Consider the following 20,013-nt stretch of genomic DNA (forward strand, 5'->3'; position numbering starts at 1 on the left):
GTCTGCTCCGCAGACACGACGCGCCGCCGCTACGCGGCGGAAGACGACAACGCACTCCGTGCGTTGTTCCCGGACTTCGTCCGGGGTTGCCGGTCCACTCCGTGGCCCGGGCAGTCAACTTCGTTGACTGCGGCCCGGATCGCTCCGCGATCCGGGCGGCGGGCCATGCTCCGCACGGCCCTTAGGCTGGCTACGGATTGGGGGTGGTCTTGCTGGGAGGTGTGGTGACGGGTCGTGAGGACCGGGACTTCCTAACCCGGTTCCTGGTCCCTTGAGTCCCTGTCAGGAGGGGTTCAGGTGTTGACGGGACGGCCACTGCGCGGATTGCGGACTTACGGTTCAGAACCTATGCAGTCGGTGTGCGTCACTCTTGATGTCCAGCTAGATTAAGGAGTGGGAGCCGACGCCCTGCCGCTTTCCTTGGGTCGGTTTTCTGTGTCTTGGTTGTCGCTTAAAAATTCATGTTGCTGCACAGGGATCCGGGTCTTTTCTGGCTTGGAAATATATCTGAATCGGTCGAGGAGAGGAAGTTTTGGTGACGTCGAAGGAGTTGTTTCCGCATCAGGTGGAGGCGGTCGACGCAGTTCTGAGGGACTTGCAGACGCCTGCGAGCGGGCATCTGCCGGCCGAGGGGCTGCGGACCCAGGTCATCGCCGCGACCGGCTCCGGGAAGACCCTGATCGCCGTCGCGGCCGCCGAGAAACTCGGCGCGCGGCGTGTCCTGGTCCTGGTCCCGACACTGGATCTGCTGACCCAGACCGCGGCCGCGTGGCGGGAAGGCGGTCGTACGGGGGCGATGGTCGGGGTGTGCTCACTTCGAGCGGACGACTCCGACGGCGTTCCTTGCACAACCGACCCTGGCGAACTGGTGGCCTGGGTACGGGATCTGGACCGGGTCGCAGTGTTCGCCACATACGCCGCCGTCGGACTCGGCATCCTCCAGAACGCGCACGCTGCCGGCCTTGGTGCGTGGGACCTGATGGTCGTCGACGAGGCGCACCGCACCGGTGGGCATGCGGGCAAGCCGTGGGCGGTGGTGCATGACCAGGTGCGGATCCCGGCGACCCGCCGTTTGTACATGACCGCCACGGCCCGGATCTGGGAAGCACCCGAGCACGCTCGAAGTGGTGAGGGCGGGGAGTCGCGGCTGATCGCGAGCATGGATCCGGGGTCGCGGGTGTTCGGGCCGGTGGCGTACAAACTGACGCTCTCACAGGCGGTGAGCCGGGGCCTGGTTGCGCCGTACCAGGTGGTGTGCGTCGACATCAGTGACCCCGAGTTCCACCAACTGCGCCAGGAAGCCGGATACGGGTCGGACGCCGCACGCGGAGCACGACTCGCCGCACTGCAGACCGGGCTCGTGACTGCGGCCGCCGAGGAGAACCTGCGCAAGGTCCTGACGTTCCATAGCCGGGTCAGCGAAGCCGAAGCCATGGCCACAGGCATCGTCGACGCAGCCCGGAAGCTCTGGGAAGACGATCCACGGAAGTTCCCGGATCCGGGGCGGGTATGGGCGGACTGGCTGTACGGCGAACACCCGCCCGCCCACCGGCGGGCCGTGCTGGAGGAGTTCGCGTCCGACACCATTCAGGACCAGGACCAGGCGCAGCTGGTCGAGGGGCGCAGCAGGGGTGGGCGGCGGTCGGGGAAGGGGTTGGTGCCGGCGGCGTTGCGGGTGTTGAGCTCGGTGAAGGTGCTGGGCGAGGGTGTCGATACGGCGAATTGTGATTCCGTCGCATTCTGCGATGCGCGGGGGTCGATGATCGATATCGTGCAAATGGTCGGACGGGCCCTGCGAATCAAGCCCGGTCAAGGGAAAATTGCTTCTCTGATTGTTCCGGTATTCCTCGCTCCGGGTGAAACACCGGGCGAAATGCTGACCTCGGACGCCTACGGCACCCTCGCGAAGGTCCTCGGGGCGCTGCGGGCACACGACACCGAAACGATCGAACACCTCGCCGACCCCCGCATCCGCAGCGGCCATTGGGTACCCGAGGAAGGCGCGGAAGGCGAAGCCGTGGGTGAGCGGGAAGGCGAGTGGGAGTTGCCGCCGGGTGAGCGGGAAGCGAGTGCGCCTGCGCGGGAGCTGCTGAAGTTCAGCGCACCCCGGGATCCCGCGTTGCTGGCACAGTTCGTGAAGCTGCGGGTCATCGAGCCGGAGAACACGTTCTGGCGGCGCGGTATCCAGGCATGCGCGCGGTATCTGAAGGAGACCGGGGCGCAGCAGTTGCGGGTGCCGTACGACTACGTCACCCCCGATACCTGGGTTCCGGCCGGGTTCCCGCTCGGGACCTGGCTCGCCGACCAGCGCAAAACCCACAAAGCCGGGTACCTGGATCCGGGGCGGGTCGAACAGCTCGACGGGCTGGGCATGGTGTGGTCACACCAGGACATCGCGTTCGAGGAAGGCCTCACAGCCGCCCGCGCCTGGGCAGCCGCCCACGGTCACCTGCTGCCACCCACCACCGCCGTCTGGGACGGATACCCCGTCGGGACCTGGACCAAGAACCAGCGATACGCAGCCCGGGCAGCGGATCAGGTCGTGCAGCGGCGACAGGCCGGCCTCCCCGTCCCCTCCAGTGCGGGCGCGCTGACCGAGGCGCGGCGCGCAGCGCTGGACGAGATCGACCCGGGCTGGTGCCCGGTATGGGACACCGGGTGGCAACGCTGCTTCCGCCTCACCCAGAACCTCCTCCAGAACGGCGGGGTCCTGCCGGTAGCGGCCGGCAAAGCGATCGTGCAAGGAGACGACCTCGGCCGCTGGGTTGCGGCGCAGCGGCACGGGTGGGAACAACTCCTTCCCGCCCAGCAATGGCTCCTGGAAAACGTCCTCGGCATCGAACCCACCGAAGAAGCAGAACGGCCAGTACGACGGACACAGGACGACATGTGGGCCCTCAACCAACGCGGTTGATCTGCGATGTCCCACCGTGGACGGGTCCCTGAAGCCGCCGCGGCACGACGGCTGTCGCGGCGGCGGCCCGGTTCACGCCGTCTCAACGCCTACATGAGTGCGGTGATGTCGAGGCTCATCAATCTCGTCGAGCAAGGCGATTGCGAAGTCGTGGTGAGAGATGCGGCTGGCAGCGTCGGCGGAAGCGGTGGAGTAGCGCCCAGAGCGCGTGCCGTCAGGATCGAAGTCGCCCGATGGACTGACGATCAGCCAGTCCAGCGCGGTAGTCGAGGTGCGCAGCACACCTGCCCCGGCTGCATGAGCAAGGCAGAAGGGCCGGTACTCCGGCGGAAAGCCGGGGCTGTCCATCAACGGCGTCCCGTCGGCGGTCTCCAGAACGGCCGCCAGGCCGACGACGACCAACCGGCCCACACCGGCTTTCGGCAGCCCGTCCAAGAGCGCTTGGGCAGCGGTTTTGAAGAACACGTCAGCCTGGGCGCCAGGGTCGTAGGCAGCCATGATCGCAGCGTCATGCCCGTTCGCGAGGTCCGCAACGGCGTCGGCGTCGGTGACATCACCGACAAGCAGGCGGACCCCCGCCTCGTAATCCGAGGACAGGCGCATGCCCAACTGCCCCGACGCCCAGATCCGGTCACCGGTCAGCAGCGCCCGCAGCATCGCGTGCTGCCAGGGTGTCAGCGTGTCCGGGCTGCCGGGTTCGGCGTCGCCGAGCGCGAGGACGACCAGATCCGCGGCCTCTGCCCATGGCACCCGGTCCTGGTTCTCGATACCGGCGATGGCCCGTCCGGCTGCGTCCAGTGCGGCGTCCCGGGAGGCGGCGGGCAGCCGGTGGAGCGTCGGGACGATCAGCCGTTCCGGGGAGTTGAAGCAGAAGCCGGTCCTGGGCTCCATCCCGTACTCCTCCGGATCGACACTGATCGCGCCCAGCTCCGCGACCAGCACGTCGATGGCCGCGGCCGGGACATCGGGGGTGGCGATCCTGCTCAGCGCCACCGCCGCCGCCCAGCGGTCGGGGTCGTCCACGTCGGCGAGCATCCGCTCCAGAAAGGCCGTGTCGGACCGGTCCCCGCAGGCGCCCGCCAGCAGCCCGATGGCGATGAGCACCGTCGTGCGGTCACTTCTGGGCAGCGGGCTCCGGACGCTCAGCCGGCGCAGCGCGGGCAGGATGTCCGCCGCGCTGCCAGGGAACCAGGCCAGGAGATGGGCCGCCTCGGCCGCGATCCCCGGGTCCTGGTGGTCCAGCAGGGGGCACGATGGCCGGCACGCCCGCTGCGACGGCCGCATGGGTGGCGGCCTCGAGTTCCCTGTCCTGCTGCGGCCAGTCGGCGAATCCGGCCTCGTCGTAGCCGTCCGGCAGCAACTCGGCCTCGTCCTCGCCGACGACCAGATGACGCAGGAAGACGAGGACGCGGGCCGGGTGAGGTGTGGTCTCCTCGGCGAGCATGTGCAACAGGAACGGCACGGCGTGGAGCGTGGCCTCGTAGACGCTTCCCTGGTGGTAGAGGTTGGACCACATACGGTCCCACGCCTGTGTCCGGCGTTCCCGGTCGCCGCGGACCAGAGCGCGCAGCTGCTCCGGGACGTCGGTCGCCGGGCCGTAGGCGTGTCGGAGTTCGGCCCAGGGCACCTGGTCGAGTTCGTCGAGTGGGCGGGTGCCGGGCGACGGTACGGCGCGGTCGGGTCTCACCGGGCGCTCCCCGGGGCCTCGGGTGCGGCGGTGCGCTGGGCCTGCCGCCACGACTGGAATTCGGGTAGGGCGGCGATGTCGGTGAGGTCGCCGAAGGACGGGTCGCGGGTGAGGATCTGGTCGGCCACCCGGTAGGCGTCGTCGGTTCGGCCGAGGGCGAGCAGGACGCGGACCTGGGTGTCGCGGACGAAGTCGTATTCCGGCCCGGCGGCGACGGTCAGCGCCTGCTCGACGGCGGCGAGCGCGCGCTCGGGTTCGCCGCTGTGCAGCAGATGCCAGGCGAGGGCGTTGCCGGTGCGGCGTTTGACTTCTTCCTGGAAGGCGCCCTCGTCGGTGAAGTGCCAGATCTGTCCGGGTATCAGGGAGAGTGTCTGCTCGGCGTACCGGATGAGTGTGGCGGTCAGCCGGGGCCGGTCGGCGTCCGGGGCGTTGTCGACGAGTTGGCCGAGGGCGTTGACCAGGCCGTAGTGGGCGTAGAGCTGGTCGTAGTCGGAGTGGCAGGCGCCCGGGGTGCAGAGCGTGACGGCTTCCTCGAAGGCGGTGACGGCTGCCGTGTGGTCCTGCGCGGTCTGTTTCTCGGCGCCGGTCCTGACCAGGGCGTGCACGGACTGCCAGTTCGGGTCGTGGACGACCTCCTTGGTGCCGGTGTCCCGCAGGTCGAGCCGGGTCCGCGGAAACGCCGTGCGCAGCCGCTCCAGCGTGGGCCGGTCGAGCTTGGTGTACCGCAGGCCCGCGAACTCGAGTCGGCGCAGTCCGAAGAACGACTCTGGAAGGGTGGTGAGTTCGTTGAACGACAGGTCGATGTGCCGCAGGTTCGGCAAGTGGGTGAACGCGTCGTCGGGCAGCGCGCGGAAGGCGGTGCGCGCCTTCCGGCCGTCGAACGTTTCCTTGGCCCAGCGGTCGATCTCCAGGTGTTCGAGGGTGGTGATGTCCCAGATTCCGGAGAGCAGGTCGCGGCTGGGCGGGGGCTGGTTGGAGCCCGGGGCGCTGCCGCTCAGGCGCAGGACGCGCAGCCGGGGCAGCCGGGCCAGGTCGGGCAGCCGCGTCAGTCGGGCGGACAGGGAGTTGCTCAGGTTGAGTTCCTCCAGTTCGGTCAGGTTCAGCAGCTCGTCGGGGACTGAGGCCAGCCAGACGTACGACAGGTCGAGTGTCCTCAGTCCGGTCAGGCGGGTGACGATCGGGGGGAAGTCGACCAGGGTGTCGCAGTGGTAGCCGCCCTGGTGCTGGCGGGACAGGTCCAGTTCGCGCAGCGTGTGCAGCCGGGCGAGCGTGTCGGGGAGCGGGCAGGTCAGCCGTGCGGCGCGCAGCACCTCCAGGCGGTCCAGGTCGCCGAGGGAGTCCGGCAGGGCTGTGAAGGCGTTGCCGGAGATGTCCAGCAGCCGCAGGTTCCGCAGCCGGCCGATGGACTCGGGCAGCCCGGTCAGCTGTGTCCCGGCCAGGTGGAGTTCTTCGAGGGCGGCCAGCTCGCCGATGCGCGGGTCGATTGTCTTGAGCTCGGCGTTGCCCTCCAGGGAGAGGACCCGCAGGTTGGGGAAGGAGAGGAGCTGCTCGGGGAAGTGCCTCAGCTTGCGTCCGGACAGGTCGAGTCCTGTCACCTCCTCCGCACGCACCAGCAGCGCGTCCAGCTCCTCCAGGGCGGCCAGATGGCTCGGCCGGACCCCGGCGCGCAGCACCTGCCGCCCCTCGCGCAAGGCCTCCGCGATCTTCCCCTCGTCGGCCGTGCCGTCATCGTCGAGGAGTTCGGGCAGCAGCACGGTGTCCAGTTCCTCGTCGGTGAAGTCCACCGGGCAGTTGGACGGCCCGTTCTCGGCGACGAGCAGTGCCTGCGGCTGCTCGGCGAAGGTCATGCCGAAGTACGACACGCTGATGACGATCCGGGCGCGGGTCCGCCCGCACACCACGAGCCAACCGCCGTCCCCGTATGAGCCGCAGATGCCGCCGGTCACTTCCAGGTTCCCGCGCACCACCACGTTGGGGCAGCCGGACAGGAACACGTTGCGGGCCCGCAGACTGCCCGTCACCATGAAGAAGTTGCCGTCGCAGTCGTCCCACCAGTCCAGGTCACCGTCGACGGTCAGATCACCGTCCACGACGGTGTTGTACGGCACCCAGTCGCTGTCGCCCTCCGGCTCCAGATGGCCCGCGACATGCAGACCGCCCTCGTACAAGCGGATCTCCTGCTCGTCGGCGAACTCGGCGTACGGGTAGCCGACATCGGCGGAGACCCGGAACCGCTCCTCCGCCTCCTGGGCGCTGATGAGGCGGTACCCCACGGGTGAGTGCACCGTTGTGAGGGCGGGGGATACTGACGGGCTGCTCTGGGATTCGTCATCGGCCATCTGTGGTTGCTCCGTGGGGTGAAGTGCCCGGTAAGGCGGATTCGGTGGGGAAAGCGCGAGGCGCGATCGGCCGGGGCGGGCCGCCAGGCCGACGGGTACATGCGCTCAGTGGGCCTCGGCCTGCACGTCCGCGCGGAAGACCGGCAGACCCTCGCGGAGCCGGGCGAACAGCAGACCCCGGTCCAACATTTCCCTGCCCCCGTCCTCGTCAACGGCGAAGACCTCGTCCACCAGCAGCTCGCGCAACTGCTCCTGGACGCCGTCGCCGTGCCCCTGCTGGAAGTCGTCCAGGTCGGTGGGGCGCCTGCCGGAAGTAGTCCTCGATCAGCGGGGCGAGCCTGCGGTTGCCCCGCCAGGCCGCCAGCCGCTCCGCCGCGTCCCGGGTGCGGATCATGGCGAGATGGCGGGCGAACACCAGCCGCTCGTTGTTGCCGCGGGCATGGCGCATCGCCGAGTCCAGAACGGGAGCGGCGCCCGCCCCTTCCCGCGCCAGCAGGGTCAGCAGGGTCGCCTCGTCCAGACAGCCCGGCTGCCGTTCGACGAGCCGCTCGCCCCAGTCGACATCGGCGGTGGTGACCAGCATCCGCACCACCTTGTCACCGCCACCTCCCTGGGCGAGGCAGTCCTCGGCCGCCCGGTCGGCCCACTCCCGCTCGTCGGGGAACACGAAGGACAGCGCCGCCTTCACCGGCACCGATGCCGCGTCGAACGCGGCTGCCGCGACCGCGCGCGCCGCATGGTGGTCCGCCTCGTCGGCCACCGCGAGCACACCCCGCAGCAGTTGCCAGCTCGATTCGCACTCGGCCACCTGGAACGAGGCATGTGCGGTGGTCTCGATGAGCCAGGTCCCGCTCCACTCCAACCCCGGGTCGCAGTGGACCTCGTGCTGAATGTGGGCCAGTTCATGCAGCCGCAGCATCGCACGCAGCGTCCACACGACACCCTCGGCCGCCAGCCAGAACGGCACCGCGTCCCACGTCGCCTGCAACTGCTGCTCCACCATGGCCACTTCCACGTCCAGGTCGAGCACGTCCGGACGCTCGTCGCTGCGGTACAGCGCCGCCGCCCTCAGCCCGAGTGCGGCCATCGAGGGCGCCGCGTGCCGTGCCCCCTCCTCCACCTCGTGGACCGCGTACTCCCAGCCTTGGTCCATGGCGTGACGACTCTTGTCACGCGCCTCGGCGAAGCAGCCCGCGGCGTCGAACGGCGGCACCGCCGCCAGCCAGCACGGCCCCCGCCCGAGCCCCTCGGTCAGATGGTCCGGATTGACCCGCGCCCGGGTGGAATACACCTTGCCGCGCTGCTCCTCGGTCCACACCACGTCACCGGCCACACGTTCCTCCCACAGCAATCCGCAGCAATCGAACTGGTTTCCCGCAACCGCACCGACAGTCTGGTCCGATGGCACTCCGCCGTCCCATCACCCGTCCCCTGTCGAGTGAGGTTCAGTGAAACTACGCAACTCAACCCGCACTCCACGGCACGGAGGCCCTCCGGGACGCTCGGCCGAAGGGGCGTCCCGGTCCGCGTCCGGCCGACGGCACTGGTCACGAGGGCGGCGGCGTGCCCGGTGCCGTAACCGTGTGGCGGGCCACCAGGGTGGCGAGGGCCGCGCGGGACGGGACGCCCGTCTTGCGGTAGACGCGGGCGATGTGGCTCTCGACCGTGCGCGGGCTGAGGCAGAGCCGGGAGGCCACGGCCTGGTTGGTGAGACCCTCTGCGACCAGTTCCGCTATCTCCCGTTCCCGCGAGGTCAGCTGGGCCAGCCCGGCGGCCGGTCCGGACGGCTCCGCCGACCCGTCCATGTCACCCAGCACCTCCGGGCGCTGCTGGTCGGCCAGGGCGACCAGCAGCGTGGCCCCGCCCTCGGCGGCCTGCCGACGGGCACGGCGCCACATGGCGGCCGCGCCGGCGCCGTCACCGGCGGCTCTGGTGAACGCGGCGCCGAACAGCAGGCTCTGGGCCTCCCGGAGGGTCGCCCCGGACAGCGCGCTCTCCCGGGCGGCTTCGGCGAACGCCCGTGCTGCCGTGGCTGGGTCCCCGCGGTGCGCCTCGACCCGGCCGAAGGCGCGCAGCGCCGCTGCCCGGCGAGTCGGCAGGCCGATCCGTTCGGCCTCCTTCAGGGCGCGCTCGGCCGCGTTCTCGGCCTCCGCCGTCTCACCTACGGCCAAGGCGGTGGCGACGAGCAGTTCCAGGAACTCGGGCAGCAGCGAGGGCTGCGATCGGGGCAAGTCCTCGCCGCCGCCCGCATCCAGCAGGACGTCCCGTGCGCGGTGCGGGTCACCGGCTCCCATCGCGGCGAAGGCGAGCAAGGACTGTGCCAGCGTCGACCACCAGCTCTCGCCCGTGCCCTCCGCCGCTGCCGCCGCCTCCTCCGCGGCGGCCAGGACGTCCGGATCGCCCGGCGGGCGGGCCTGCATGAGGAACAGGGACCGGATCGCGAGGGTGAGGCCGAGCAGTTCGCCGCTACCCAGGGCACGAGCGATGGCCGCGGCCTCGTCGGCCAGCTCCAGCGCCGTGGTGACCCGGCAGGTCAGGAAGTGGGTGTACGCCTTGCACAGCAGGAGCTGCGACAGCATGTAAAGTCGGCCGGTCCGCCGGGCGATGTCCACGCCCCGGTCGGTGTGCCGTTCCGCGTCGGCGTACCGGTCGAGCATCACCTCGGCCCAGCCCAGTCTGACCAGGGGCTCGCACAGCCCGGCCAGGTCGCCGTCGGTGAGCGCGTCCGCCAGCCCCGCCGCGGTCCGGGCGAGCCGACGGGCCTCGGCCGTGTCACCCTCGTACGCCTCGCTCATGGCGGCCAGCGTCAGGGCGCCCATCTCGCCGAGTCCGTCACCCAGATCGCGGGCGCCGCGCAACGCCTCGGCCAGTTCTTCCCGTACCTCGGGGAAGCGGGCGACGAACTGCGCGCGGCAGCACCATTCGATGACGAGACCGATCCGCTGGGACGGTGACGGCCCGGGCCTCCGGTCCAGTTCGCGGCGCAGCAGCGCGTCGGCCTCGGCGTAACGCCCGAGCTGACGCTCCATGACGGCGCACTGCACGACCGCGGAGATACGGAGCGTGTCCTCGCCGTCCTTGTTGTCGGCGGGCATGTCGATCACTCGGTGGAAGAGGTCTCTGCTCTCCCACAGCGCCCCGGTCGTGCCGAGCGCCCCGGCGCGCATCAGTATCAGCTCACGGCGTTTGTCAAGGAGTCCGGGGGTGTTGGGCAGGATCGCGAGGACGACACCGAGCCAGTGGGCCGAGGCGGCCGGGGCCGTCACGGCGGTCTGTTCGGCGGCGCTGGTCAGGATCGCGGCGGCCTCCGGGTCCCAGCCGGTCAGTGAACGCTCGATGTGGTGCGCCCGCTCGGCGAGGGGTGCGCCGGCCTCGGCCAGTTCGGCCGCCGCCCTGTGGTGGAGCTCCTGCCGCCGCCAGGGGTCGGTGCTGTCGTGGACCAGAGCCCGGATCAGCGGGTGGCGCAGTGCCAGACGGTGTCCGGCCTGGTCCGTACGGATCAGATCGCGGCGCATGACCCCGCGCAGGGCCTCGACGACGTCGGGGACGGGTGAGCCGGTGAGAGCGGCGATGAGGTCGGCCGTGGCGTGGTCGCCGAGTACGGCGGCGGCTTCTACGGTGCCGCGCTCCAGTGGGTCCAGCGGGGCGAGCTCGTCGAGCAGCAGTGCTTCCAGGCCTGCGGGCGGACCACCGTCCCGGACCGGGGGCCCGGGCAGCCGGGCGGTGCGATGTGCCGTCAGGAGTGCCAGGAAGTACAGCGGGTTGCCCTCGCTCGCGGCGTACATCTCGGCCGCCCGCTGCTGCGGCAGGTCGCGGGCCAGTTCCTCGACGCAGTCCCGTTCGTCGAGCGGGCCGAGAGAGATCCGCAGCACCGCGCCGGTATCGGCCCCGCGCGCCAGCGCCGTGGTGAGCGCCGCCGGGGCCTGGCGGTCGCGGCGCGACACGACGAGCAGGAAGGGGGCCTTCACAGGGTGCCGCACGAGGTGGTCGACGAGTTCCAGGGACGCCGGGTCCGCCCAGTGCAGGTCGTCGAGGACCACGACGAGCCGCGCGCCCCGGATGCAGCGCAGTGCGTCCGAGGTGGCCCGGTAGAGGCCGAAACGGTCCCTGTTCCACGGCTCGCCCGAGGGCTCGGTCCTTCCCCGCAGCGCCGGAAGGAACTCCCGCAGCGACGGGAACACCCCGAGCACGCGCTGGTCGAGGTCGGCGAACGCGTCGGCGAACGGCTGGAACGGGCTGTGCCGTTCGAACTCTGTAGCCCGGCCGCGCAACACGGCCGCCCCACGGCGGCGGGCGAGGGTACTGAACTCCGCCAGCAACCGGCTCTTGCCGATACCGGCCTCACCAGTGACATCGACGAGGGCCGGACCACCGGCTCCCATGTGCTGCAGGGCCGCATCGAGCCGGCGGAGCTCGGCTGACCTGCTCACGAACGGCACGCTGTTCATGCGCCTGCCCGGCCCCCTGTACAACTCAACCACCACGATCTCCCTCGGAACGAACGCCGCCACGGCACGCCAGGGCCCCGGTGGCTACGACACGGGGCTGGGCGACTGTCGCTGTCAGACAGCGTTCTACAGCACGAGTACGACAACGCTGCCCCTGTGTGGCGGGCCCGGCCCGCGCCGGTCAGGGGCGCATGGTGACCGACGTACGGGCAGCGATACGCCGGACTGCCCGCAGCGGACCATCATGTAAATCGGCTGGGAGTCAGGCTCCCGGCGTACCAAGGAACAGAACGCGGGAGCCAAAGATGTCTTCCCGGCTGCGTATGAACGCCTGAATCACCCAACTAGCTCCGGCTCAACTGCTCAAGCTCTGGCGAGGACGGCAGGAGCTCATCCGTCCCGACTCCGCCGGTGGCACCCACGCCTTCCTTGACTGGCTGTCGAGACGGGCCGGTGGCGGTCGTATTCCTCGGAATGACTATCACCGTTGCCATATCCACCAGGCTGCACTGAAGATCCCGAGGAAGGCGTGGACGTCGGCCTAAGCCCTCGGCGGAACCGAACGAACCCGGCACCCGGGTCGACAGAGGTCACCGACATTCCCGACCGCTCCTCCTGGCCCACGGGGATGCGCTTGAGCGTTTGCAGAGAGTGCCCTACGTCGGCGCCGAGTTGCGCTTCACCAATGTCGAGGGCAACCGTCCGAACTGTTTCGCGGCCAACACAAAGGGCCGGGCTCCGGGAGTTCGATGCCGGTGATCTCCAGGGGAGCTCCGACGGCGGGCAGTACGGCGGCGCGGACCACGAACAGGCTCCTTGAGGGTCGGCAGAGGGGAAACGGGGCGGAACGGTCGGAACCGCGGGAACGCAGAACGGTCAGAACTGGAGGGACTTGGTCTGGAGGTATTCCGCGAGCCCGTGGGAGCCGAGTTCGCGGCCGACGCCGGACTGCTTGTAGCCGCCGAACGGGGCGAGCGGGTTGAACCGGCCGCCGTTGATGTCGACCTGCCCGGTGTCCATCCGCCGGGCGAACGCCACCGCCTCGGCCTCGTCGCCCGCCCAGACCGCGCCCGCGAGGCCGTACACGGTGCCGTTGGCGATGCGCAGGGCGTCGTCCTCGTCCTCGTAGCGGATGAGCGAGACGACGGGGCCGAAGATCTCCTCCTGGGCGACGGTCATCTCCGGGGTGACGTCGGCGAACACGGTCGGGCTGACGAAGTAGCCCTGTTCGCGCGGGGCGTCGGGGCCGCCGGCGACCAGGCGGGCGCCCTGCGCCACGCCCTTCTCGATGTAGCCGCGCACCCGCGCGTGCTGCTTGGCGTTGACGAGGGGGCCGATGCGGTCTCCGTACTTGGCGGCCGCCTCCGCGGCGAGCGCGACCGCCTCGTCGTACTGCGAGGTGTGCACCAGCATCCGGGTCCAGGCGCTGCACGTCTGGCCGGAGTTGCCCATGACGTTCGCGACGCCGACGCCGACCGCCTTGGCCAGGTCCGCGCTCGGCAGGATGACGTTGGCGGACTTGCCGCCCAGTTCGAGGGCGACGCGCTTGACGGCCGCGCCGGCCGTGGCGCCGATCTTCCTGCCGACCGCGGTGGAGCCGGTGAACGAGACCAGGTCGACGCCCTCGTGCTCCGCGAGGGCCTGTCCGGCAACCGGGCCGAGGCCGGTGACCAGGTTGAACACGCCCGCGGGGACGCCCGCTTCGTGGACGGCCTCGGCGAAGAGCTGGGCGGTCAGCGGGGTGTCCTCGGCGGGCTTGAGGACGATGGTGCAGCCCGCCGCGAGCGCCGGGGCGACCTTGGCGACGATCTGGTGCAGCGGGTAGTTCCACGGGGTGATCGCACCGACCACACCGACCGGCTCGGCGTACACGGTGGAGTTGCCGACCTTCTCCTCGAAGGCGTACGAGGCGGCGAGCCCGGCGTACGAACCGGCCACCAGGATCGGCACGCCCGCGTGCACCGCCTGCGAGAACGGCAGCGGCGCGCCGAGTTCGGCGGTGACGGTCTCGGCGATCTCGTCCTTGCGGGCGACGAGCACATCGCGCAGGGCGGCGATCCGCGCGGCCCGCTCGGCGGGGGCGGTGGCCGCCCAGGCGGGGAGCGCGGCGCGGGCGGCCCGTACCGCGGCGTCGACGTCCTCGGCCCCGCCGGCCGGGACCTCGGCGATGACCTGTTCGTCCGCCGGGTTCACCACCGCGATCGTGTCCCGTCCCGCGGCGGGCCGCCAGGCTCCGTCGATGTACATGCCGTCGTGGGCCTTCATCGCTGTTCCTCCCGGACACGGTTGCGGACTGGGCGTCCGCACCCAAACTAGCGCTGTTAGTTTTGGGGCGCCAGAGACGCCCGTCACGCCGAGGGCTGCACGTCGAGCTGCCCGTGTTCGGTACCGGGGTTCTCGAACTGGGTGCGGTACAGCTCCTCGTACCGGCCGCCCGCCGCGAGGAGTTCCTCGTGCGTGCCCCGCTCCACGATCCGCCCGCTCTCCACGACCAGGATGAGGTCGGCCGCCCGTACGGTGGAGAGCCGGTGGGCGATCACTACGGCGGTGCGGCCGGCGAGCGCCTCGGTCAGTGCCTCCTGGACGGCCGCCTCGGAGGTGTTGTCCAGGTGGGCGGTGGCCTCGTCGAGGATGACGACGCGCTGGCGCGCCAGCAGCAGGCGGGCGATGGTCAGGCGCTGGCGTTCGCCGCCCGGTGGCCAGCGGCTGCACACCGTCGGTTGGGTGGGGCGGGCTGTTGCTGACGGGTGGTGATGTTGTCGCCGAGCCCGCCGGGCACCGCGTGGAAACCCGCTCCGCCCCTCACGCACGCGGCACAGCATCCGCGTTCAATCGCGGGTCAGTGGCCGTGCCGGGCGATCGCGCGCAGGAAAGCGATGGTCTCCTCCTCGCCGCTGATGGCTTCGTCCAGGGACGTCCCGTACAGGCGGCTGGCCGAGAGCTTCACGATGGTGGTCCGGCTGACCGGATCGACATAGACGAACTGGTTGTAGACGCCGACTGCGCTGAACTCGCCACGGTCTCCCGCCGGGAGCCACCACTGGTAGCCGTAGCCGACTCCATCGGCTTGCTGGCCGCCGACGAGGGGGCGGCCGGGTTGCAGGTGCGGCGCGGTCCCGGTGACCGAGTCGCGCACCCACTGTGCGGGCACGATCTGCCGGCCCTGCCACACACCCCCGTTGCGGTACAGCTCTCCGAGCCTGGCGAAGTCGCGGGCGGTCAGGTTGAGCCCCCCGAAAGCGAGTTCCGTCCCGGCGGGGTCCACCAGCCAGTAACCCGCCGATGTCATGCCGAGCGGCTCGCACAGCTTCTCGCGCATGTAGTCGGCCATCGGGCGGCCGGTGGCCCGGGCTATCAGGGCGCCGAGTATCTGGGTCTCACCGGAGTTGTAGCGGCAGACGGTGCCGGGCCCGGTCTCGCGCACCATGCGGGCGACGAAGTCGTCGAGCGTGCCGCCGACGCCCGCCGTCGCGGCGGTGAGCTGGTAGATGTCGGAGGCCGGGTCGTTGTAGTCCTCGTTCCACCGGGCGCCGGAGGACATCTGGAGCACGTCCTTGATGGACACACCGTCGTACGCGGAACCGGGCCGCACCTGCACGTAGGAGCTGATGGGCTCGTCGATGCCCGTGATGTGCCCCTCGTCGACCGCTATGCCGACGAGCGCGGAGACAAAGCTCTTGGAGACCGACATGGACAGCCACTGCACGTCCGGGCCGCCGGTCAGGAAGTAGCTCTCGTGGTTGATGACCCCGTCGACGAGCACGAGCAGTGCGGACGTGTCGGTGCGGGCCAGGAACTCCTTGGTCACTCGTGCGGTGCCGTCGTAGTCGAAGCTCTCCGGCAGCGGGGCCGCCTCACTGCGTGGCCAGACGTAGGGGTGTGCGGAGGGCGCCATCTCACGGGTGTCGAGGAGGTCCTTCATCCGGCAGAAGTGCTCGTGCTGCGGCACGCCGGTGAAGAGGCCGAGGTCGACCAGGGTCATGCGCTTCTGATCAGTCATTGCCGTCCTTCGAGTGGGAACGGGGGATCCGGAAGGAGATGGAGGGTGGGCGAGCCGACACCACTGCCGGGGCGGGCTCGTCCTGGGGCCGGAGTGACCGGCTGCGATGACTAGAAAAGTAGCAGTACCACTCGGTTAGGGCAACCGAGTGGTACTGTTAAATCTCCATCAACGCAGAACAGCGGAGGGCGGCGATGAGTTCATCCCACGTCGACGGGCGCACCCTCCGGTTTCAGCACCGGCGGCCCGAGTTGCTGGCCGCGGCGACCGAGTACATCCTCGAACACGGCATCAGCGGCCTGTCCCTGCGTCCCGTGGCGCAGGCACTCGGTGTCACCCACGCGACACTGCTACGGCACTTCTCCTCGAAGGACGCGCTGCTCCTGGCCGTCGCAGAGAAGGTCCGCACGGATCTGGCAGCATGGCTGACGTCGGACGCGGAGCTCCGCGAGGCGCACTCGACGGCCGAACTCGTCAGGGCGCTGTGGCGTCGGCTGTGCGAACCGCAGGAGCAGCGCCAGTTCCTCCTGCTTTTCGAATTCGTCGGCCATCACGGGGAAGGGTCCGGGGAGGATGAGGAACTCTCCCGGTCGATCGTCCACGACTGGATCGGGATCATCGCCAACAGGCTTGTCGCGGACGGCTGGCCGCCCGAGGACGCCTCCGCTCTGTCGACCCTTGTCCTCGCACAGGTGCGGGGCCTGCAGCTCGATCTCCTCGTCTCCGGGGACCGCGCGCGAACGGACCGCGCCATCGACTTCGCCGTACGCCCCCTCGACCGCTCCCCCGCTGGTCGAGACGGTCCGCAAGTCCGCGGTTGACCGGGCGGTATCGACGGCGCTGGCGCCGTGGCGCAAGCCGCAGGCTGTGCACCATCCGGGGAGTGTGCAGTGGCATCTCGTACTCGGTTTCGTGGCCGCAGTCACGCCCTTGACATTGATTCCCGGCACGAGCTTCACGCTGGTCACGCAACAGGTGATCGCGGGTTCTCGGTCCGATGGGTTGCGAGCCTCATTGGGCTCGGCGTGCGGGCTCTTGGTGCACGCAACGTTCGCCGCGATTGGCTTGTCCGCCCTGGTTATGTCGTCAGCTCAGGCGCTGACGGTGGTAAAGATCCTGGGCAGGATCTATCTCATCTGGTTGGGCGTGACCACGTGGCGCTCGGCGGGACGGGGCGTCGAACCGATGGCACGGAGGCGGTGGCGCTTGCCGTGGGCTCAGCTCGGGGGCTTTGGCCAGGGGCTGTGGTCCAATGTCCTCAACCCGAAGGCGGCGTCGGTCTATCTCACGCTCGTGCCGCAGTTCCTCACGTCCAGCCACCCCATCGCGCCCCAGATCGCCGCGCTTTCGGTCGCGCATGTGGCCGTCGTGCTGGTGTGGCTGTTGTCCTGGACGTTTGTGGTCGCCGCCGCACGCACGGCAATCGACACACCTCGATTCCGACATGGGATGAGTCGCCTGGCGGGAGCCGTGCTGGTCGCCCTTGGGGTTCGAACAGCAACGGCGGGCTGAGCCCGTACGCCTTTTGCCGTCCCGGAGCTGTTGATGACGGTGAAATGATCTTGCCATGGCTGGTGTGATATCGGCGTCCGAGTCGTCCTGGATAACCCCCTTCACCGGGCTGAGCCCACGCTGCTTCGGCAAGTTGGTGACCGCAGTACGCCGTGAGGGTGCTGGCGCGGCGCGATGCGGACGGCCGTGGGGACTTCCGTTGGACGACCGGGTACTGCTGGTCGCGGTGTACTGGCGCACGAACTTGACACTGCGCCAGCTCGCCCCACTGTTCGGTATCTCAAAGTCTTCCGCAGACCGCGTGATCGCTCAGCTCGGGCCGCTGCTCGCCCTCCAGCCACGCCAGCGGTTCCACAGGGACACCGTGCTCATCGTGGACGGCACCCTGGTCCCAACCCGCGACCACAGCATCGCCGAGCGGTCCAAGACATCTCATGTCGCTGGCGGGTCAAGTAGGCGCTCAGGCAGCAAGATCCATGGGTGGTGCGAAGGCACGGTCGGGGTCGAACAGTGTGCGGTGCTGTAGGCAGTGGAAGAGGCAGCCGAGCAGCTTGTTGAACAGGTTCCTGAGAGCTGCGGTATGCCGTTCTCCACCAGCACGCCGTCGGTCATAGTGGGCGCGTGGAGCCTGCGTGCGCAGGGCCGCGAAGGCCCACATGTGTCCGGCTGATGCCAATCGCTGGTTCTTGACGGTCCGGGCCACAACCACGTGGCTGCGGCCGGAGGCCCGTGTGACAGGAGCCGCGCCGGCGTATGCCTTCATGGCTCTGGCGTCCGCGAAGCGTCCGCGGTCGTCTCCGATCTCGGCGAGAACGCGTGCTCCAGAGAGCACGGAGAGCCCTGGGAAACTGGTGATGATCTCGGCATCCGGGTGCGCGAGGAATCCCTCTTCCGTCGCCACGGCCAACTGGGCCACACTGACGCAAGCGGCGTCGACTTGCCGGATGAGTGCCACTGCCTGCTGTCCCAGAGCCTGCTCGACCTGCGGCAGCTGCCGCAGGGAGTCCGCGCGGAAGATTGTCCGAAGTCGCTCGACCTCGGCTTCGATCCCACAACGTGGACGTTCACCGCGCTTGAGCAGCGCGCGCAGCTGGCTGCGGGTGAGCTTGGCGGCGTCGGCCGGCGTGGGTGCGGCAGTCAAGATCACGCGGGCGCGCGGCGAGTCGAGTCCGGGTTTTCCAGCGCCGTGAAAGGCAGTGAGGGCGGCTGGATAGTACTCGCGCAGGTGTGACCGAAGCCGGTTGATCATCTGTTGCCGGTCCCAGATGGCGTCCTGGTGAGCGCGGGCCAGGACGGCGACGGCCTGCCCCGCTTCGCTGTCGTCGGGCAGAGGCCGGTGGGCATGCCGGTCGGTCCGGAGGATGTTGGCCAGAACCCGGGCGTCTGCTGCATCGGACTTGGCCCGGGAGACACTGGCGCGGTCGCGATATCGAGCCGCGGCCAATGGATTGATTGCGTAGATCTGGCGGCCGGTGGCCCGCAAGGCGGCGACGAGAAGCCCGCGGGGCGTCTCGATGGCGACCGGGATCGGTTCTGCTGTGCTGTCACCGTGCTGGGCCAGAAGTTCTATCAGTGCGTGGAAGCCGGCGCTGTCGTCGCTGATCCGTAGCTTTGCAATTTGGGTTCCGTCCTGGTCGACCAGGGCTATGTCGTGATGCCCTTCCGCCCAGTCAATGCCGCAGAAGATCTTGTTCAACCCTGTGCCTCCGTATGAATCTGCAGGTTGGACCGGTGCGGAGCACGCGGCGCTCTAATAGAAGTGCTCAAGGCACGCCATCTCATGAGCCGTTCGTGTCTCCAGCGACCGACAGGGACCTCGGTCTGCTGGAGAGCTCATGGCTCGCGAACTGCTGAGAGGTGGCCCCTGTCGGCGGGCTGAGGACATGAAACCTGGATCCGAGCTCCTGCCGGGCAGGACCGGTCTTTGACGAGAGATCAAGGTCCCGGAACTACCGAAGGTCTCCGCCCGGCAGGGCGTGGGCGAGGCAGAGCCGGTCTGAACACAGGGATCAAAGCCCCAGAACGGCGGCAGGCTTCCACCTCGAATCGGGTCCCTTGTACTTCCGTGCTCGGGCTCACCGACGACCTATTAGAACTACCGCTACTCCACTAACCACCAGGTTGTTATCGACGCCGACAGCCGCCTCGTCGTCCTGGTCGGCGAACCCCTGCCTGGCAATCGCAACGACTGCAGGGCATGGGCGGAGTCCGGAGTGAAGGCCGCCGTGGGCACGACCGTGACGATCGCCGACGGCGGCTATCCCGGCACCGGGCTCCTCATGCCCCACCGCCGCACCCCGGGCGAGGAATTGCCCGAGTGGAAGAAGGAGCACAACCGCTCGCACAAACAGGTCCGCGCCCGCGTCGAGCATGTCTTCGCCCGCATGAAGACCTGGAAGATCCTCCGCGACTGTCGACTCAAAGGCGACGGCGTCCATCACGCCATGCTCGGCATCGCTCGCCTGCACAACCTCACCCTCGCCGAGTAAGCGTCCGGCTGTTCGAGGACGGCGTCTTGACCGAACAAGCAGACACGCGAGCCGCCTGATCTTACGGTTCCTCTCGCAGGCTGCCACCCGCCGGAACGAAGGAGAACACGATGGACGCGCACGCGGACCCTTCACACCACGTCGTGCAGCGGTACTTCCAGATGTGGAACACGGGCGACACCTCGATCGCTCCGGAGGTGCTGAGTCCCCACTGGGCCGATCAGGCACACCCGGAGGTATCCGGGCCCGCCGATGTGCAACGCGCTGTCACGCATACCCATGCCAGTCGACCAGGACTCCGCTTCTACATCGACACGATCCTCGGCACCGACGATTTGCTGTCAGTGATCGGCGGCGTCGGCCACGAAAGCCGCCCCGGCAGCATCGACAGTCATCTGATCTGGCTGATCCGACTCCTCGACGGCCGGATGGCCGAGATGTGGACCTACCGCCGGAGCACTCCCTGACACTCCCGATCCATACATCTTGGCGATTGCCCGCGGGGCCATCAGCAGGCTTGCCATGATGTGGGGGCCTTCCCCGTGATCGTGGACACCGGTTGTCATGCGGCGGTGGCCAGCGTAGTTGATCGTTGTTCGTAGGTGATCGGGCTGATCTGGCCGA

At 69.3% G+C, this 20,013-nt stretch carries 13 protein-coding genes and 3 pseudogenes; 6 read left to right on the forward strand and 10 right to left on the reverse strand.

What is annotated here, in order from left to right; all coding sequences use genetic code 11:
- Positions 1-535: 535 nt before the first annotated feature.
- Positions 536-2,914, forward strand: a complete 2,379-nt coding sequence (locus tag ACFVX4_RS39130; protein ID WP_389987431.1) for a Helicase associated domain protein — start codon at positions 536-538, stop codon at positions 2,912-2,914.
- A 72-nt stretch (positions 2,915-2,986) separates the two neighbouring features.
- On the opposite strand, the gene ACFVX4_RS39135 is transcribed toward ACFVX4_RS39130, so the two are convergent.
- The 9 genes and pseudogenes from ACFVX4_RS39135 to ACFVX4_RS39175 all read right to left on the reverse strand — a co-directional run bounded on the left by ACFVX4_RS39135 (position 2,987) and on the right by ACFVX4_RS39175 (position 15,388).
- Complete coding sequence (locus ACFVX4_RS39135) at positions 2,987-4,018, reverse strand: NAD(P)-dependent oxidoreductase (protein ID WP_389987434.1); 1,032 nt, start codon at positions 4,016-4,018, stop codon at positions 2,987-2,989.
- Positions 4,019-4,028: 10 nt separating this feature from the next.
- A complete protein-coding gene (locus ACFVX4_RS39140; RefSeq protein WP_389987437.1) occupies positions 4,029-4,601 on the reverse strand; it encodes a hypothetical protein in 573 nt (190 codons plus the stop codon).
- Positions 4,598-6,874, reverse strand: a complete 2,277-nt coding sequence (locus ACFVX4_RS39145; RefSeq protein WP_389987440.1) for a hypothetical protein — start codon at positions 6,872-6,874, stop codon at positions 4,598-4,600. The genes ACFVX4_RS39140 and ACFVX4_RS39145 overlap by 4 nt, the downstream gene beginning before the upstream one ends.
- Positions 6,875-7,045: 171 nt before the next feature.
- On the reverse strand, positions 7,046-7,186 hold the full coding sequence (locus tag ACFVX4_RS39150; protein ID WP_389987443.1) for a hypothetical protein: 141 nt from the start codon (positions 7,184-7,186) through the stop codon (positions 7,046-7,048).
- A complete protein-coding gene (locus ACFVX4_RS39155; protein ID WP_389987446.1) occupies positions 7,149-8,273 on the reverse strand; it encodes a hypothetical protein in 1,125 nt (374 codons plus the stop codon). The genes ACFVX4_RS39150 and ACFVX4_RS39155 overlap by 38 nt, the downstream gene beginning before the upstream one ends.
- Positions 8,274-8,487: 214 nt before the next feature.
- On the reverse strand, positions 8,488-11,370 hold the full coding sequence (locus tag ACFVX4_RS39160; RefSeq protein WP_389987449.1) for an AAA family ATPase: 2,883 nt from the start codon (positions 11,368-11,370) through the stop codon (positions 8,488-8,490).
- An 894-nt stretch (positions 11,371-12,264) separates the two neighbouring features.
- Complete coding sequence (locus ACFVX4_RS39165) at positions 12,265-13,653, reverse strand: aldehyde dehydrogenase family protein (protein WP_389987452.1); 1,389 nt, start codon at positions 13,651-13,653, stop codon at positions 12,265-12,267.
- 83 nt (positions 13,654-13,736) lie between these two features.
- Positions 13,737-14,081, reverse strand: a pseudogene (locus tag ACFVX4_RS39170) (ATP-binding cassette domain-containing protein); the annotation flags it as partial.
- 146 nt (positions 14,082-14,227) lie between these two features.
- The gene (locus ACFVX4_RS39175) at positions 14,228-15,388 is read right to left on the reverse strand and encodes a serine hydrolase domain-containing protein (protein WP_389987455.1); all 1,161 of its coding nucleotides are present in this window, start codon (positions 15,386-15,388) and stop codon (positions 14,228-14,230) included.
- A gap of 194 nt (positions 15,389-15,582) precedes the next feature.
- Between ACFVX4_RS39175 and ACFVX4_RS39180 the strand changes: the two genes are divergently transcribed.
- From ACFVX4_RS39180 to ACFVX4_RS39190, 3 genes and pseudogenes are all read left to right on the forward strand, one after another.
- Positions 15,583-16,209 carry a TetR/AcrR family transcriptional regulator gene (locus tag ACFVX4_RS39180; protein ID WP_365480850.1) on the forward strand — a complete coding sequence of 209 codons (627 nt, stop codon included), beginning with the start codon at positions 15,583-15,585 and terminating at the stop codon, positions 16,207-16,209.
- Between the two features lie 91 nt (positions 16,210-16,300).
- The gene (locus tag ACFVX4_RS39185) at positions 16,301-16,900 is read left to right on the forward strand and encodes a LysE family translocator (protein WP_389987457.1); all 600 of its coding nucleotides are present in this window, start codon (positions 16,301-16,303) and stop codon (positions 16,898-16,900) included.
- A gap of 55 nt (positions 16,901-16,955) precedes the next feature.
- Positions 16,956-17,327 (forward strand): annotated as a pseudogene (locus ACFVX4_RS39190) (transposase family protein); the annotation flags it as partial.
- A 33-nt stretch (positions 17,328-17,360) separates the two neighbouring features.
- On the opposite strand, the gene ACFVX4_RS39195 reads toward ACFVX4_RS39190, so the two are convergent.
- Positions 17,361-18,596, reverse strand: a complete 1,236-nt coding sequence (locus tag ACFVX4_RS39195) for an IS110 family transposase (RefSeq protein ID WP_389987460.1) — start codon at positions 18,594-18,596, stop codon at positions 17,361-17,363.
- A 397-nt stretch (positions 18,597-18,993) separates the two neighbouring features.
- On the opposite strand from ACFVX4_RS39195, the pseudogene ACFVX4_RS39200 reads away from it, so the two are divergent.
- Positions 18,994-19,389, forward strand: a pseudogene (locus ACFVX4_RS39200) (transposase); the annotation flags it as partial.
- A 110-nt stretch (positions 19,390-19,499) separates the two neighbouring features.
- The gene (locus ACFVX4_RS39205; RefSeq protein ID WP_365480846.1) at positions 19,500-19,856 is read left to right on the forward strand and encodes a nuclear transport factor 2 family protein; all 357 of its coding nucleotides are present in this window, start codon (positions 19,500-19,502) and stop codon (positions 19,854-19,856) included.
- Positions 19,857-20,013: the final 157 nt, after the last annotated feature.

Origin of the sequence: Streptomyces sp. NPDC058240, assembly GCF_042882135.1 — a bacterium.
Taxonomy (GTDB): domain Bacteria; phylum Actinomycetota; class Actinomycetes; order Streptomycetales; family Streptomycetaceae; genus Streptomyces.

What these genes read in the sequence shown, in the direction of transcription:
- ACFVX4_RS39165 (WP_389987452.1), bottom strand. Translation starts at nt 13,653, where the DNA reads ATGAAGGCCCACGACGGCATGTACATCGACGGAGCCTGGCGGCCCGCC.
- ACFVX4_RS39175 (WP_389987455.1), bottom strand. Translation starts at nt 15,388, where the DNA reads ATGACTGATCAGAAGCGCATGACCCTGGTCGACCTCGGCCTCTTCACC.
- ACFVX4_RS39180 (WP_365480850.1), top strand. Translation starts at nt 15,583, where the DNA reads ATGAGTTCATCCCACGTCGACGGGCGCACCCTCCGGTTTCAGCACCGG.
- ACFVX4_RS39205 (WP_365480846.1), top strand. Translation starts at nt 19,500, where the DNA reads ATGGACGCGCACGCGGACCCTTCACACCACGTCGTGCAGCGGTACTTC.